Origin of the sequence: Burkholderia sp. Z1 (assembly GCF_014893795.1) — a bacterium.
GTDB classification, from domain to species: Bacteria; Pseudomonadota; Gammaproteobacteria; order Burkholderiales; family Burkholderiaceae; genus Burkholderia; species Burkholderia theae.
The window spans coordinates 761,701-777,317 of the sequence record NZ_JACFYL010000003.1 but is presented as its reverse complement, the minus strand read 5'-3'; the positions used below and the strand labels follow the sequence as shown (position 1 = coordinate 777,317).

Genomic DNA, 15,617 nt, shown 5'->3' with positions numbered 1-15,617 from the left:
ATGATCGCAGCAGATAAACGTATCCGAATCGCTTCGTTGACGCAGTCCGGCACGCACTCGTAGATTCGCGTTTTGACCGAATCAGGGGCTGTGCCGTGACGACTACCGCCATCCGCGACGCTGCAAGGCTTGCCGCCGGGAATCCGCCCGCCGCGCGGCCGGGCAGTGCGGCGCAGCGCTTCGACATCGTTCCGTTCGACGCGCCGCTCGGCGCGGAAGTGGTCGGCCTCGACCTGTCGCGGCCGCTCGACGCCGATGGTTTCGCGCGCATCCATCGCGCGCATCTCGACCATCACGTGCTGGTGTTTCGCGACCAGCGCATCACGCCGGACGAACACATCGTGTTCAGCCGCCGCTTCGGCCCGCTGCAGATCCACGTGCTGCACCAGTTCGCGCTCGCCGGGCATCCGGAGGTGCTGATCGTGTCGAACATCGTCGAGAACGGCAAGCCGATCGGGCTCGGCGACGCGGGCCATTTCTGGCACTCCGACTTGTCGTACAAGGAGAAACCGAGCCTCGGTTCGCTGCTGCACGCGCAAGAGCTGCCGGCGGAGGGCGGCGATACCCTGTTCGCGAACATGCATCTTGCATGGGACACGCTGCCGGTCCATCTGCGCCGCGCGATCGAAGGGCGGCGCGCCGAGCACACGTATCTCGCGCGTTATGCGGAACTGCAGGCGCGCAGCCCGTGGCGGCCGAACCTGTCGCCCGAGCAGATCGCGCAGGTCGACGCGGTCGTGCATCCGATCGTGCGCACGCACCCGGAAACGGGCCGCCAGGCGCTGTTCGTCAGCGAGCATTTCACGACGCGCATCGTCGGATTGCCCGAAGACGAAAGCCGCGCGCTGCTCGACGCATTGTTCGCGCACAGCGTGCGTGCCGAGCACCTGTACCGGCACCAGTGGCGCGCGCACGATCTCGTGTTCTGGGACAACCGTTCGCTGATGCATCTCGCCGCCGGCACGCCCGACCACCTGCGCCGCAAGCTGTACCGCACGACGATCGAAGGCGACGCGCCTTTCTGAGCCGCGTGCCGCGTCATTCTTCCGCTTCAGGTCACAGACGGCAGTGGACGGATTTTGGGCCAAACCGGTGAACCGGCGCGGGGCCTCGAACCGTGCCGCGAGTTGTTTTCGATAAAGCGAGGCGTGCAGCAGAGGGCGCTTGAGCGCGAAGTGTTGCCGGATCGGGCCGAAGCACGGCAGAAATGCCTGCGTCCGACCGGGCAGTCGAAAGCCACGCATGCGGCGCTCGCGTTCGCGCGTGGGCTGATGACTGTTCTCGGCGCAATTGTTCACGCGCGCAGCGGCTTTGACGAAAACATCCTTCACGTTCGCGCGTTCCGGAATGTCGGCCTTGGCCGCCGGATAGCTGCGCAGTCGATCGGTGACGATCTTGTTCGGCGCGGGGCAGGCGCGTAGCACTCGCAGGAAGAAGCGTTTGGCTGCGGCCCTATCGCGCCGCTTCTCCAGCAAGATGTCAAGTTCGGCACCGTTCTCGTCGACGGCGCGAGGGAGGGCGACCGGGCCGGCGGTTTCTTGGTGGAGGTACGGGCCACGGATTCAGCTCCTGTCAAGTAGCGGCACGTCGACATAGTGCAGCGGCGGCTCGCTTCGTACCAGCGCGAAGAACTTTCCGGCGGCGGATATTCGATGACGTACTACGGAGAGCGAAATAAAGAGATTTTGTCTTCTTCACGTCGTCATCTTGACGCCAACTCCCCGTAAATTTTACAGAGCGCAAGACGCGACCAGGATCGACTTCGGACGGCTCGTCCATGCTCATCCGCCACTGGACAGCGCTAACTGTATAGATTTGTCGTTTTTTCTGACTAGTCATATTCTGAATTGCGTCGCCTGTGTATATTTGTCATTTGATTTGACTGGTCATTTTTGATGCCATTTCATTCACTGCCGAAATTACCAATCATTACTGTGTCGGCAATGTAATCCTTTATATTGTTTATTTAGAATTACTAAACTAAAAATTAAGGATAATTATGAAAAGCAACGGAATGACGAAGAACGGTGGGGATATGCCGATCCACTATCGGCGCTGCTTCGTGCTACCGCTGGCGATTTCGCTTAGCGCTATGTTGATGACGGGTTGTGGCGGAGACGACGGATCGCCCGCGGTCGCGGCTGCGACGACGCAAACGCCGCCCGCTACGACCGCGCTGGCGGCCGACAAGCCATACAACGATCCGGTTGCGTATGGCAATCGCGCCGACGATTCGATCACAGACGCGAACGAAGACGGCGCGGTCACGCACCACGTCGTCACGGTCAACGGCCAATCGATTCAGTACACGGCGACGGCAGGCCATCTGGTGACCACCGACCCCGGTAGCTCGCAGCCGAACGCGAAAGTGTTTTACGTCGCCTATACCGCGGACGGCAAGAAGGCCAGTTCGCGGCCCGTCACGTTCTTCTACAACGGCGGCCCGGGCTCCGCCTCCGTGTGGCTACTGCTCGGCTCGTACGCACCGAAACGGATCAAGACGTCGATGCCGGACTACACGCCCCCGGCGCCGTATACGATTGAGACGAATCCCGATAGCCTGCTTGACAAGACCGATCTCGTCTTCATCAATCCGGTCGGAACTGGCTATTCGACCGCGATTGCCCCGGCGAAGAACAAAGACTTTTGGGGCGTCGATAAGGATGCGACATCGCTCACGCAGTTCATCAAGCGCTACCTCACCGCGAACCAACGCTGGAATTCACCGAAATTCCTGTATGGCGAATCGTACGGCACTCCGCGCACGGCTGTGCTCGCTAATGCGCTGCATGGCGACGGGGTAGATCTGAACGGTGTCGTGCTGCAGTCGTCGATTCTTGATTTCCGTCAGAGCGACAACCCAATCGGCCTCCTGCCGACTTATGCTGCCGACGCGTGGTATCACAAAAAATTCAGCGCACCGACGAGCGCCACCACGCTCGCGGGCGTGATGGACGACGTGACCAAGTTCGCATCCGGAGACTATGCAGCGCTCGCGAAGGACGCAATGTCCGCGCAGGCTGCGAAAACAGCCGCACGCAACGACCCGGTCTTCTCGGCCGCGATTGATCAGGCGTTCGCTGCGGCGGGCAGCCCGTCGAGCATGAAGTGGTCTGACATTATCGGCTTCTTCCAGAAGCAGCCGAACGCGGACGTGCTGTCGCAGAAGACGCAGGCCTACTTTGATGCCTACGACAAGGTCGACCAGTTGCCGGCACCGAGCGACGCCGCCGCGCAACGCGTCGCGCAATACATCGGCATCGACAAGACGCTTGTCACCCATGCGAAGCTGATGGTTGATTCGGACGTGTTCCAACGCAACCTGGTTCCGAACCGCAGCGTCGGCGCGTACGACGGTCGCGTAACAGCGACGAATCTCGGCGTGGCAGCAGACATCACCCTCATCAACAACGATGCGTTCGACCGTGCGACCAACGGCGTTTATATCGCCGCGTGGAACGTGTATCTGAATGAGGAACTGAAGTACACGTCGAATTCGACGTTCACGGGCATTACGGCAGTGACGTGGGACTGGACGCATAAGGATCCGACCGGCAAGACCTCGGTCGGCCGCGGCAATCTGAATACCGTGACCGATCTTGCTGCGATCATGAGCATCAACCCGGATCTGAAGGTGTTCCAAGCCAGCGGCTACTACGATGACGTCACGCCGTGGTATCAGACGCGCCTCGACCTGCAGAACATGAAGCTCGATCCGGCGCTGCGGAAGAACCTGCAGATCAAGGAATATCCGTCCGGGCACATGATTTATCTAGACTCTGAATCGCGGACGGCGCTGCGCAACGACCTCCTGCAGTTTTTCCAGAACGTCGGTTCCGATAAGGCTGCGATGGGCCGCATCATGAAGCTGCAGCGTTAGACCAGCTCGCGATGGCTTGAGAAGCCCCGGCGCGCAGCGCAGGCGGTTTGCATGAAAACGAGCAAGACGACCGCCAAGGGCTGGCATGTCACCGGCCCTTGGCATTGCATCGTGGGTCATATTCTCGTTCGCGTATTGCGACCGGCATTGTCACGTTAATCGGGCTGTCACGTTAGCGGACTATGTTCGCAAGAAGCGTGAGAGCAGCCTGTATGTTTCGTGCTGCAGACGGATTCCGGGTGACTTCGGTGAATTCACACCACGTCGAGAAGCGTGCGGCAAGGTGTTTGCGATAAAGGGAGGCGCGCAGCAGATGCCGCTTCAAGGCGAAACGCTGGCGGATCGGTCCGAAGCTCGCGAGGAAAGCCTGAGTGGGCTTCGGGTCGCGAAATCCTCGCATGCGTCGCTCGCGTTCGCGGGGCGGCTGATGACTGTTCTCGGCGCGGTTGTTCACGCGGGCTCCGGGATTTCTGCTTTTGCGGCGGGGTAGCTGTGCAGTTGGTCGGTGACGATCTTGCGCGGCGCTGGCTAGGAACGCAGCACGCGCTGGAAGAAGCGTTTGGCCGCCGCCGTGTCTCGCCGTTTCTGCAACGGATGTCGAGCTCTGCGCCATGCTCGTCAACCGCGCGCCAGCGCAGCCAAGACTCGCCGCGCAGGCTGAGTTGGATGCGGTAATACCAGCGTACGGCGCAGCTGATGACTACCGCCGGGAACCGGTGTCCGAGGTAGAGTGATTTGCCATTCGTTATTCCGTCATCCTGCGCGATCACCTCCAGTAACGTTGTAATTCCGTAATTCGATATACGTTTGTGGATACCAGTCGAAATACCGTAACTATAATTAATCGTGATCCAGGCGAAGGGGCCATGCTTCGCCAACACGATACGTGGATCTCTATGAAGTTCTTTGCAGACGCAAGATTGTCAGTATTCCTTATTGCAGTCGTTAGTACGCTCACGGGTTGCGGTGGTGGGGATGGCGGGGGAGGCCAGCCGCCGAATGTTTCAACCGTGCCGCCGGCAGTTGTCGGCGGCACGAGCAACAAGCCAACTCCGCCGGCAACGACAACCGATAACACGGACTGCAGTACTTCCGGTACAAAGGTGGCGACGGCACCGAGTTCGTCCACTGGGGGCCAAGGTGCGGCAGGCGTGATCGTAAGGCTGTCGCCATTCGAAACCGTCGCCCTTGCTGGGCGAGCGATGGCCGCCGTTACTCCGGAGCGACGAATTGCGGCCGTGATTGATCGAGTCGCCGCGGCGACGGGCAAGCAGGGCGCTGGCGGGCGGATCTTTGCGGCTGTGGATGGGGCCGACCGCCCACATATCGAGCGAATGCTTTCGGCCTCGACTGCGCTGGTTGCGTTCGACCGGATCATCCCTGCCGCTAAGCTGGAAGCGCTTGTCGAAGCGTACGCCGCGGACCCGGATGTGGCCGGCGCGGAAGCGGACGAGATGATGAACGTCCGTTCGGTACCAACGGATCCGGACTATGCCCAGCAATGGAATCTCTCGAGTCCCACCGTCGGCATCAACCTCCCGGCAGCCTGGGACATCACGACGGGAGCGCCCACAGTGGTGACCGCGGTCCTGGACACCGGATATGTGCCGCACGCGGATCTCGTCACGAATCTACTACCGGGCTATGACTTCCTCACGAGCATTGCGATCGGTAACAACGGGCACGCGCGCGGGCCCGATGCGATCGATCCGGGCAATTGGGTCACGCGTGAAGAAGCGGCCGACCGGTCGAGCCGGTTCTACAACTGCGATCCTCGGGCAAGTACCTGGCACGGGACGAAAGTCGCGGGATTGATTGGCGCCACGGCCAACAACGGTATGGGTATCGCAGGGGTCAACTGGTACGGCAAAATCTTGCCTGTCCGGGTGCTGGGGAAGTGTGGCGGCCCGACGAGCGATGTCATCGACGGACTTCGCTGGGCTGCTGGAATCGACGTGCCGGGCGCGCCTGCGAACCCTACGCCGGCCAAGGTGATCAATCTCAGTCTCGGCGGGAAAGGGCGGTGTGGTGACGAGATGCAACGCGCGATAGACGACGTGGTCGCACGAGGCACAACTGTTGTCGTGGCGGCCGGCAACGAGGGGAATCAATTCGGCCTGGACCGTCCTGCGAATTGCCGGGGTGTGATCGCGGTGGGTTCAACGGACAACACCGGTCGCCGTGCGTGGGACAGCAATTTCGGTGCGGACGTACTGCTAAGCGCGCCCGGCGCCAACGTCCTGTCGACCTCGAATACGGGTTCAACCAGTCCGCAGAAAGATACCGTTAGCGCGGACAGCGGAACAAGCATGGCGGCGCCACAGGTAACGGGTGTGGTCTCGCTAATGCTTACTGTCAATCCGACGCTCACGCCGCGCCGGATCGCCGAGATCCTCAAGCAGACAGCCCGACCTGCTGTCGGCGGGGCGGTGCAGTCGTGCCGCGCGCGCCCCGCCGGTGCCGGCATTCTGGACGCTGCCGCCGCGGTGGCAGCCGCCGCTCGAGACTGACCGGGAGGCTGGCGCGCATGGCGTGTCGACGGTCGTCGTCAGGGTTGCGGGGAGACATGATATCGGCGGAGATTGATATCTCGACCCGATCTCGCTGCACCGTCGACCGATCATGACGACGACCAACACGCCACGCCTCACGCAACAGGCTACCCGCTGGTTTAAGCGAGAGGCTATGTCCGTGTTTCAAGGGGCTGCTCCACCGCTCGGCTGGAACCACATCAATCTGACCGGTGATGATGTGTGGCATGCCAACAAACGCGTTGCCAAGGGACGATTCCGGTCCTTGCACCACAGAAAATCGGCCGGGCCGTCTTAGCGTACGAAAAACCCGTTTCTTGAGGGCCCCCCAGCACTGACGCGATGGTGCGCGACCATTCCCGGTGCACGCATAACGAAAGCTGAAATCGGTTTTTCACGCGCGTCGGGTGCGTCCCTATACTTTGCCGTGCTGCGCGTGCGCCGTGTCGCGGATGCCGTGATCGCGCCACGCAGTGACGCTCCCGATCTTCTCGCATAAGGAACCGCCGAATGACTGCCCGTGATGCCGTCGATCCGCGCGACGCGTTGCGCGACGCGCTCGCCGCACTGCCCGATCTCGCGAAAACGATCGGGCAGGATGCCGCGCAACGCGAAGCGCGCCGCGAGCTGCCGTTCGAGGGCTTCGCGATCTTCCGGCGCTCGGCGCTGGGCGTGCTGCGAATTCCGGTGGAACGCGGCGGCCTCGGCGGCACGCTGGTCGATCTGTTCGACACGATCGCGACGCTGGCCGCCGCCGACTCGAATCTTGCGCACGCGCTGCGCATTCACTACGACATGACCGAGACGTTGCGGCTGTCGCCACGCACGCCGTTCAACGACGTGCAGCTCGAACGCGCGCTGGCCGGCGCGATCTTCGGCGGCGCGTCGACCGAGCGCGGCACGTCGCGGCCGGGCGAGAACACGACCGTGCTGCGCCGGGACGGCGATCACCATCGCGTGACGGGCCGCAAATACTATTCGACGGGCACCGCATTTGCCGATTTCGCGCGCATCAACGTGGAGAACGAGCAGGGCGACGCACTCGCCGTGATCATTCCCGTCGCGCGCGACGGCGTGCAGGTGCTCGACGACTGGGACGGAATGGGCCAGCGCATGACCGCGAGCGGCAGCCTGCTGCTCGACGATGTGCAGGTGTTCGCGGACGAAGTGGCCGCGCGCGACGGCGCGTCACTCGTCGGCCGCCATTGCGGCGCGCTGCGGCAGCTTCATCTCGTCGCGACCGGCGCGGGGATCGTGCGCAACGTAGTGGCCGACGCGCGCCGCTACGTGCTCGCGCACGGCCGCCCGGCGCTGCACAGCCCGGCGCCGACCGCACGCGACGATCATTTCATCCAGCAGATCGTCGGCGAACTGTCCGCGCACAGTCACGCGATCGATGCGCTCGTGCGAGAAAACGCGCGGGCGCTCGACCGCTCCGCCGAGGCGATCGCAGCGGCGGAGGCCGACGCGCACACGCTCGTGCTCGACAGCGCGCTTGCGACCGCGCGCACGCAGCTGATCGTCAGCAAGCTCGCGCTGCATGCGGCCGAGCGGCTGTTCGAAGTCGGCGGCGCGTCCGCGACCGCGCGCGAGCACAACCTCGACCGGCACTGGCGCAACCTGCGCACGATCTTCAGCCACAACCCGCTGCTGCACAAGGCGCGTGTGATCGGCGATTACGAGTTGAACGGCGTGACGACGCACCTGACCGAAGGGCGCGTGTTCTGACCCGGCCGCACCGGTCCGGCGGCAACGACGATCGCCTGCCGCGTGCAGCCTCCTTTCCGGGAACCCCTCTCATGACGACCCGCACCGGCCACCTGCATCTCGGCGCATTCCTGTATCCGACCGGTCATCACATCGCCGCGTGGCGCCATCCCGGGTCGCAGGCCGACGCGGGCGTCGATTTTCGTCACTACGCGCGGCTCGCGCAGGTGGCCGAGGCCGCGAAGTTCGATCTACTCTTCCTCGCCGACGGTGTGGGTACGCGCGGCGACGACGTCGAATTCCTGAGCCGCACCGCGCACAGCTACGTTGCGCAGTTCGAGCCGCTGACGTTGCTGTCGGCGCTCGCGGCCGTCACCGAACGGATCGGCCTCGTCGGCACCGCGTCGACGAGTTTCAACGAACCGTTCCACATCGCGCGCAAGTTCGCGTCGCTCGACCACATCAGTGGCGGCCGCGCGGGCTGGAACCTCGTCACGTCGTCGAGCGCGCACGAGGCGCGCAACTTCAATCGCGACGCGCATTTCGATCATGCGGAACGCTATGCGCGCGCCGAGGAATTCGCCGACGTCGTGCGCGGCCTGTGGGATAGCTGGGACGACGACGCGTTCGTGCGCGATCGCGCATCCGGCCGCTTCTTCGATCCGGAGAAGCGCCATGTGCTCGACCATCGCGGCCGCTTCTTCCAGGTTCGCGGGCCGCTGAACGTCGCACGGCCGCCGCAGGGGCATCCGGTCGTCGTGCAGGCCGGGTCGTCGCCAGCCGGCACGCAGCTGGCCGCGCGCACGGCGGAGGTGATCTTCACCGCGCAGCAGACGCTCGACGACGCGGTTGCGTTTTATGCGGACGTGAAGGGTCAGCTCGCGGCGTTCGGCCGCGACCCCGACTCGCTGAAGATCATGCCCGGCGTCTTTCCGGTCGTGGGCCGCACCGAAAGCGAAGCGAAGGAGAAATTCGACGCGCTGCAGTCGCTGATCGACCCGAAGGTCGGGCTCGCGCTCGTGTCGGGTCTCACGGGCGGGTTCGACCTGTCCGCGTATCCGCTCGACGGCCCGATTCCGCCGCTGCCGGAAACCAATGCAAGCAAGAGCCGTCAGGCACTCACGATCGAGCTCGCGCGCCGCGAGAACCTGACGATCCGCGAGCTCTACCTGCGTATCGCCGGCGCGCGCGGCCATTGGCAACTCGTCGGCACGCCGGAGCAGATCGTCGACCAGCTCGAGGAGCGGTTCGTGCGCTACGGCGCGGACGGCTACAACGTAATGGCGCCGACGCTGCCCGGCGGGCTCGACGATTTCATCGCGCTGGTGCTGCCCGAGTTGCGCCGCCGCGGGCTGTTTCGCAGCGACTATGTCGGCCATACGCTGCGCGAGCATCTCGGGTTGCGGCGGCCGGTGCGTGGCGTCGCTGCGGCGCGCGACGCAGCGGCCGCCTGACGTCAGCGCCGCAAGCCCGCGTCGCGCAGCAGCGGCAGCACGCGCTCGCCGAAGAAGTCGAGATCGGGCTTGAAGTCGTAGAAGCTCAGCTGGATACCGTCGATGCCCGCGCGGTGCAGCCGCACGATGGTATCGGCGACTTCGTCGGGCGAGCCCGTGATCGAGATATTGCCGCCGATCGCGCGTGCGGCGGCCTGAGAACGCTGCTCGAAGCCGCCGCGCCACGCATGTGCGTCGCTGTCGAAGCGGTGGAAGCTGCCTTCGTCCGCATGCGCGACGATCGCGTCGCGGTACGCGCGCGCTTCGGCCGCTGTCTCGCGGCAGATCACGAGCGGATTGAGCAGCGTGCGGATCGTCCGGCCGCGCGCCGCGGCGGCGGCCTTCACGCGGGCGGTATGCGCGGGCAGCGCGTCGAGCGCGCGTTCGGCGTCGGGGCCGGCCGGGCTCGTGACGAACACGATGTCCGAATAGCGTGCCGCGAAATCGATACCCGCGTCGGATCCGGTCGCGTTGATCAGCAGCGGGCGGCCGTAGCGCGGCTTCGGCGTCACGAAGGCGCCGCCCAGGCGCCAGCTCGACAGCGCGGGCGTATAGCTGAAATTGTCCGGTTGCGCCCACAACTGCTGGACCGCATCGAGGAATTCGGCGGCCATGTCGTAGCGCCGGTCGTGCTCGATCCGGTTCCAGCCGAACATCTCGTGCTCGATCGCGCGGTGGCCGGTCACGACGTTGATCCCCCAGCGCCCGCGCGAGATGTGATCGAGCGTCGCGGTGAATTTCGCAAAATGCAGCGGATGCCACGGCCCGTAGAGCACGTGGCTCGTCGCGACGAGAATGATCCGCTCGGTACGTGCGGTCAGCGCGGCCAGCGTCATGAACGAATCGAGCGCGTGACCATCGAACACGCCGCCGTAGCCGCCTTTCGGCAGCCACTGCGACAGCGCGAACACGAGATCGAAGTCGAGCGCCTCGGCGCGGGCGACCAGTTCGGCGTTGTAGTCGAACGTCCAGTCGGTTGAGCGCGGCAGCGTCGACGCGCTCCAGCCGCCGGCCTGGATCGGCAGGAACAGCCCGAGCATCAGCGGCTGCGCAAGCACGCGCGAGACGGGGCTGTCGGGAAAATCCGCCGGCGAGCGGACGTCGACGAACGGCGACGGCGCGACGGGGGCGGCGAGGGAGGTGTCGCTCATGATGGGTTCCTTGCGGGGAGTGCGCGCATCGATGCCGTAATCGAAGCCGCACGACAACGACTCGCACGCGTGGCGGCAGTTCGGCCGGGGGCGATGCCTGATGTTCCGGCCGCGGCGGACGGGGACGGAAACGGAAGTCGGTCATGGTCGGACGCGTATCGCGCGCAGGGCTGCACGCGGGGAAACGGACATTCTCGGCAACCGGGCGCGACGCGGTAAACAACGATTCCCGCTTTGCTTGTCGTGCCTGTTGCGCCGCGCCCGCCGCGCGTGCCGTCAGAACTTCACGCGCAGCCCGCTGACGACCGCGACCTGGCGGTTCGTCGACGATGCGCTGCCGATATTCGAGATCGCCGCGACCGCGCGATAGCCGCCGGCCGTTGCCGTGCTCGGGTCGCCGGCCGCGAGCTGGTAGATGCCGGACAGGTAGAGATCGGTGCGCTTCGACAACGCGTAGTCGAAACCGAGCGTGAACTGGTGCCAGCGCGGCTTCAGCGTCTGGCCGCCGGTGCCCGGCAGGCCGCTCGCGCGCCCGTCGGTGAACGTGTAGACGCCGATCAGCGTGGCTGCCGGCGTGATCTGGTAGCGCGCGTTCACGTCGTAGTTGTTGAACTTGCGCGACGAGCCGTCGACGTAGTCGAGCTGCGTGTGGCTCCACGCGAAGCCGAGCGTCGCGCGGCCGAGCGCGTAGTTCGCGCCCAGGGCGCCGATCTGCTGCTTGAGCACGCCGCCGTTCAGCCCGTAGAAAAACGCGCCGCTGTAGTCGTTGCCGGTGGTCGAGGTCGCACCGCCCACCGCGCCGCTCGTATTCGACGTCGCATTCGGATGATTGAACCGCACGTAACCGCCACCGAACGACAGCGGGCCGTTCACGTAGTTCGCCGACACGCCCCATGCGTTGTTGTTCGAGAACCCCGTGCCCGCGCCGCCGTTCGCCTGGTTGCTGAACGCATAGAGCAGGTCGGCCGTGAAGCCGGCGATCGTGTCGCTGCGGAACTTCACCGCGTTGTTCAGCCGGAAGCTCTGGTTCATGTTGTCGTTGTCGCCCACATGGGTGGCCGGCGACCAGAAGCCGGACCCCGAGTACTGCGCGACCAGATCGGTGATCGGCTCGTACTGGCGGCCGAGCGTCAGCGTGCCGATGCCGCTCTTGCTCAGGCCCACGTATGCGGAGCGGCCGAACAGGCGGCCGCCCTGGCCGAGCCCGCCGTCGCTCGGACGGAACCCGCTTTCGAGCGTGAAGACTGCCTGCACGCCACCACCGAGATCTTCCGCGCCTTTCAGGCCCCAGCGGCTGCCGCTCAGCTTGCCGCTCGTCTGCTGGATGTTGCTGGCGCCGCCCTGGTTGTTCGTATAGGCGATACCGGCATCGACGACGCCGTACAACGTGACCGAACTCTGCGCCTGCGCGCTGACCGAACCGATCGAAACCAAACCCAGGACTACCGATTTCTTGATCATGACCATCCTCTGTTTTTATGGGTACGTCTGCGAGGATCCCGATGCTATTGACGACGGGCACTCCGATGAACGGCCGATCCGTGGTTTGCAAATCGATGCTCGGCCGATTTGCAATGTGCAATGCCGCAAGCCCGGCATGTGCGTCGTCATCGCATCCGGCACGCATGCTGCGGCGAACGCATCGCACCGACGGCGAACGTCGACCGCCGGAAATGCGCGATCGCCGTCATATCGATCGGTGAAATCGTTCGATGTGCGCAATACATGCCCTTCGGTGCGCGATGCATTTACGCAACGACCCTCTGTGCGGCGCGCGGCCGATGCGCTACGCGCACCCGCATATCGATTCCGCAAAACGTTGGTAGGGCCGGGCGAGGCATGACGGTAGAGTCGGGCATCCGGTCGCGGGCCGGCATGCTCCGGGAACAGGAGGGCGCGCAAGCGCGCATTCGTCCCGGCTGAACAACGAACACGGGAGCCGTTTGACATGAGTCGCGATGTGCTGTTTCTGCTGGAACCGGGCTTTGCCGATCCGAAGCATCCGGGGCAACGTTTCGTCTGTCCGCACGGACTGTCGATCGAAGGGCTGCTGGCGAGCGCGCCCGATCGCGCCGGCCGCCTCGACGTGAAGCGCGTCGGGTTCGAGCGGCCGCGGCATACGGTGATCGAAGCACTCGACGAGGCGCACCAGGGCCTGCCGGTGCTCGTGCTCGGCCGCGATCAGCCGGTGCCGAACGATGCGCAGACGCTCGGCGACGTGCGCTTCGTCACCGATGCGCGCCGCATCCTCGAACTGCTGGCCGAGCGCCACGGATTTCCGGCGCTGCATTGACGCGTCGGTTCAACTTCTCATCTGATCGACAGGAGCATCCGATGTCGTCAATTTCGGCGGCACGCCGCCGCCTGCTGCTCGCCGGCGCCGCCGTCGTGTCGGCCCTCGCGGCCATGCGGGCCGCGTTTGCCGCGCCGGCCATCAACGCCGATCTCGCTGGCACGACGTTGCGCGTCGCGACCTACAAGGGCGGCTGGCGCGCGCTGTTGCAGGCAGCCGGGCTCGGCGACACGCCATACCGGATCGACTGGCGCGAACTGAACAACGGCATGCTGCACATCGAGGCGCTCAATGCGGATGCGCTCGATATCGGCTCGGGCAGCGAGATTCCGGCCGTGTTCGCCGCGCGTCAGAAAGCGAATGTCCGGTTCATCTCCCGTGCCCGCGAAGACCTGAACAACCAGGTCACGCTTGCGCGCAAGGACACGCCGATCCGCAGCATCGCGGACCTGAAGGGCAAGCGGGTCGGCTACGTGCGCGCGACGACGTCGCACTATTTCCTGTATCGCCAGCTTGCGGAGGCGGGCCTGAGCTTCGACGACATCCAGCCGATCAACCTGTCGCCCACCGACGGATTGTCCGCGTACGACCGCGGCGACATCGATGCATGGGCGATCTACGGCTACAACGGCCAGCTCGCGCGCAATCGCTACGGCGCGCGCGTGCTGAAGACGGGGAAGGGTTATCTGTCGGGTAATTTCCCGGTCTACGCGAATCCCCGCACGCTCGACGATGCGCGTCGTCGTGCGGCGACCGGCGACCTGTTGCTGCGGTTTCGGCGTGCGTATGCGTGGGCGAATGGGCATTTTCATGACTATGCGCTCGTGCAGAACCGCGAGACGCGCGTGCCGGTTGCCGATCTCGTCGCGATGTTCGAGCAGCGCAGCGAAGACTATGCGCTGCTGCCGGTGACGCCCGACGTGGTTGCGCAGCATCAGCAGGTCGCGGACGTGTTCGCCCGGATCGGCGTGCTGGACGGGCCGGCCAATGTCGCGCCGCTGTGGGATACGTCGTTCAACGCGCTGGTGGCGTCGGCGTGAGGTTATGTTGAGAGTGGGATGTGGCGACTGGGGGTGACGCTCATACGAACCTGCCGGTTCGACACCATCCGTCGAGTATTCACCGGGCATCGGCGACCATTGCATCCCACGCGCCGATTGCCGGCTGCCGAACGATGCGGACACTGGGATACCACGGCGTCACCGTCGGCAACCGTTCGTAGCGCCAGCCCCCGTGGAGCGGCGACAGCAGGATCGTCGGCAGGTTGAGGCTGGCGAGGTCGAAATACTCGATCGAACATCGACCGGATATCCAATCCGCAGACGCAATGCCGGTCAGCCAAACAGGCTTGTCTCCGCGTGTCGAGTGGCAAGCGCACAATAATCCAATTCTAAATTTGTCTAGTCATCCTTGCGATTCGTCTAGGTCTGTTGCACCAAATGCGTGCCCGGATTCCCCGCAACGAGGCACGCCGGAGGCCTGTAATTAAGGGATTTCCCGCGTTTACGTCGATTTTTATTGTCGACGCTTGTCCTGCCGTTTTTCTTCTTGCATGCTTGTATAGACAAATTCCTGAGGCGGCTTGCATGACCGAAGGGATGACGAACTTCAACGCAAGGAGAAATCTCGTGAACGGCAAGCGCATCAAGTGGGCAGTCAAGACGATCGGCGTCATCGCGGCCGCGGCGGCAACGCTCGCCGCGCCGGCGCAGGCGAAGGAGTGGAAGACGGTGACGGTGGCGCTCGAAGGCGGCTACGCGCCGTGGAACCTCACGCTGCCGGGCGGCAAACTCGGCGGCTTCGAGCCGGAACTGCTCGCGAATGTCTGCGGCCGGATCAAGGTCCAGTGCAACATGGTCGCGCAGGACTGGGACGGGATGATTCCCGGCCTGCAGGCCGGCAAGTTCGATGTCCTGATGGATGCGATCTCGATCACGCCGGAGCGCGAGAAGATCCTGCTGTTCTCGCGCCCCTATGCGGCCACGCCGGCGACGTTCGCCGTCACCGACACGAAGATCATCCCGAAGGCTGCACCCGGTGCACCGGCCGTCAAGCTGACCGGTGACGCGAACGCCGACAAGCCGACCGTCGACGTGCTGCGCAAGCAGCTGAAGGGCAAGACGATCGGCATCCAGTCGGGCACCGTCTATACGAAATTCATCAACGACAGCTTCAAGGACATCGCGTCGATCCGCGTGTACAAGACCTCGCCCGAGCGCGATCTCGACCTCGTCGCCGGTCGCATCGATGCGTCGTTTGACGACGTCACGTACTACGCGGCGAACATCGAGAAAAAGGAAAACGCGTCGATCGTGCTTGCGGGCCCGAAGCTCGGCGGGCCGATCTGGGGGCCGGGCGAAGGTCTCGCATTCCGCAAGCAGGACGCCGACCTGAAGACGAAGTTCGATGCGGCGATCGCCGCGGCGCTTGCAGACGGAACCGTGAAGAAACTCGCCGACAAGTGGTTCAAGACCGACGTCACGCCGTAAGCGCACGTCCGGCAGCCGCCGCGTAAGCGACACGCAACGACTCCGCGACGCGCGGCGGCGCGCATCCTGCCGA

General features: G+C 64.4%; 10 protein-coding genes and 3 pseudogenes. 9 read left to right on the top strand and 4 right to left on the bottom strand.

Translation table 11 applies throughout. The features are described from left to right. Positions 1 to 95 precede the first annotated feature (95 nt). Entirely contained in the window at positions 96 to 1,025 is a 930-nt protein-coding gene (locus tag H3H55_RS35520) for a TauD/TfdA dioxygenase family protein (protein ID WP_193102823.1), read from the top strand. Positions 1,026 to 1,064: 39 nt separating this feature from the next. Here H3H55_RS35520 and H3H55_RS35515 read toward each other — a convergent pair. Then, positions 1,065 to 1,526: pseudogene (locus H3H55_RS35515) on the bottom strand (DDE-type integrase/transposase/recombinase); the annotation flags it as partial. Between the two features lie 566 nt (positions 1,527 to 2,092). Here H3H55_RS35515 and H3H55_RS37510 point away from each other — a divergent pair. Beyond that, positions 2,093 to 2,987, top strand: a pseudogene (locus tag H3H55_RS37510) (S10 family serine carboxypeptidase-like protein); the annotation flags it as partial. Between the two features lie 1,065 nt (positions 2,988 to 4,052). Here the strand turns inward: H3H55_RS37510 and H3H55_RS35505 are convergent. Further along, a pseudogene (locus tag H3H55_RS35505) lies at positions 4,053 to 4,629 on the bottom strand (DDE-type integrase/transposase/recombinase). Between the two features lie 186 nt (positions 4,630 to 4,815). Here H3H55_RS35505 and H3H55_RS35500 point away from each other — a divergent pair. The 3 genes from H3H55_RS35500 (at position 4,816) to H3H55_RS35490 (ending at position 9,572) form a co-directional block, all read left to right on the top strand. After that, positions 4,816 to 6,390, top strand: a complete 1,575-nt coding sequence (locus tag H3H55_RS35500) for a S8 family peptidase (RefSeq protein WP_193103124.1) — start codon at positions 4,816 to 4,818, stop codon at positions 6,388 to 6,390. Between the two features lie 531 nt (positions 6,391 to 6,921). Next, positions 6,922 to 8,139 carry an acyl-CoA dehydrogenase family protein gene (locus tag H3H55_RS35495; protein WP_193102822.1) on the top strand — a complete coding sequence of 406 codons (1,218 nt, stop codon included), beginning with the start codon at positions 6,922 to 6,924 and terminating at the stop codon, positions 8,137 to 8,139. A 71-nt stretch (positions 8,140 to 8,210) separates the two neighbouring features. After that, positions 8,211 to 9,572, top strand: coding sequence for an LLM class flavin-dependent oxidoreductase (locus H3H55_RS35490; RefSeq protein ID WP_193102821.1), 1,362 nt, complete (start codon positions 8,211 to 8,213; stop codon positions 9,570 to 9,572). A gap of 2 nt (positions 9,573 to 9,574) precedes the next feature. Here the strand turns inward: H3H55_RS35490 and H3H55_RS35485 are convergent, their stop codons facing one another. Then, entirely contained in the window at positions 9,575 to 10,762 is a 1,188-nt protein-coding gene (locus tag H3H55_RS35485) for an LLM class flavin-dependent oxidoreductase (protein ID WP_193102820.1), read from the bottom strand. 276 nt (positions 10,763 to 11,038) lie between these two features. Next, positions 11,039 to 12,223: a porin gene (locus H3H55_RS35480; protein ID WP_193102819.1), complete on the bottom strand. Its 1,185-nt coding sequence runs from the start codon at positions 12,221 to 12,223 to the stop codon at positions 11,039 to 11,041. Between H3H55_RS35480 and H3H55_RS35475 the strand changes: the two genes are divergently transcribed. The 4 genes from H3H55_RS35475 (at position 12,222) to H3H55_RS35460 (ending at position 15,544) form a co-directional block, all read left to right on the top strand. Next, the gene (locus H3H55_RS35475; RefSeq protein ID WP_193102818.1) at positions 12,222 to 12,605 is read left to right on the top strand and encodes a hypothetical protein; all 384 of its coding nucleotides are present in this window, start codon (positions 12,222 to 12,224) and stop codon (positions 12,603 to 12,605) included. The genes H3H55_RS35480 and H3H55_RS35475 overlap by 2 nt on opposite strands. Before the next feature lie 105 nt (positions 12,606 to 12,710). Beyond that, on the top strand, positions 12,711 to 13,055 hold the full coding sequence (locus H3H55_RS35470) for a DUF3088 domain-containing protein (protein ID WP_193102817.1): 345 nt from the start codon (positions 12,711 to 12,713) through the stop codon (positions 13,053 to 13,055). A 41-nt stretch (positions 13,056 to 13,096) separates the two neighbouring features. Then, the gene (locus H3H55_RS35465; protein ID WP_193102816.1) at positions 13,097 to 14,095 is read left to right on the top strand and encodes an ABC transporter substrate-binding protein; all 999 of its coding nucleotides are present in this window, start codon (positions 13,097 to 13,099) and stop codon (positions 14,093 to 14,095) included. Between the two features lie 588 nt (positions 14,096 to 14,683). Beyond that, complete coding sequence (locus H3H55_RS35460; RefSeq protein WP_193103123.1) at positions 14,684 to 15,544, top strand: transporter substrate-binding domain-containing protein; 861 nt, start codon at positions 14,684 to 14,686, stop codon at positions 15,542 to 15,544. The last annotated feature ends 73 nt before the right edge of the window (positions 15,545 to 15,617 follow it).

Excerpts from the sequence above, each read along its gene's own strand:
- H3H55_RS35495 (WP_193102822.1), top strand. The coding sequence starts at position 6,922 with ATGACTGCCCGTGATGCCGTCGATCCGCGCGACGCGTTGCGCGACGCG.
- H3H55_RS35490 (WP_193102821.1), top strand. The coding sequence starts at position 8,211 with ATGACGACCCGCACCGGCCACCTGCATCTCGGCGCATTCCTGTATCCG.
- H3H55_RS35485 (WP_193102820.1), bottom strand. The coding sequence starts at position 10,762 with ATGAGCGACACCTCCCTCGCCGCCCCCGTCGCGCCGTCGCCGTTCGTC.
- H3H55_RS35475 (WP_193102818.1), top strand. The coding sequence starts at position 12,222 with ATGACCATCCTCTGTTTTTATGGGTACGTCTGCGAGGATCCCGATGCT.
- H3H55_RS35480 (WP_193102819.1), bottom strand. The coding sequence starts at position 12,223 with ATGATCAAGAAATCGGTAGTCCTGGGTTTGGTTTCGATCGGTTCGGTC.
- H3H55_RS35470 (WP_193102817.1), top strand. The coding sequence starts at position 12,711 with ATGAGTCGCGATGTGCTGTTTCTGCTGGAACCGGGCTTTGCCGATCCG.
- H3H55_RS35465 (WP_193102816.1), top strand. The coding sequence starts at position 13,097 with ATGTCGTCAATTTCGGCGGCACGCCGCCGCCTGCTGCTCGCCGGCGCC.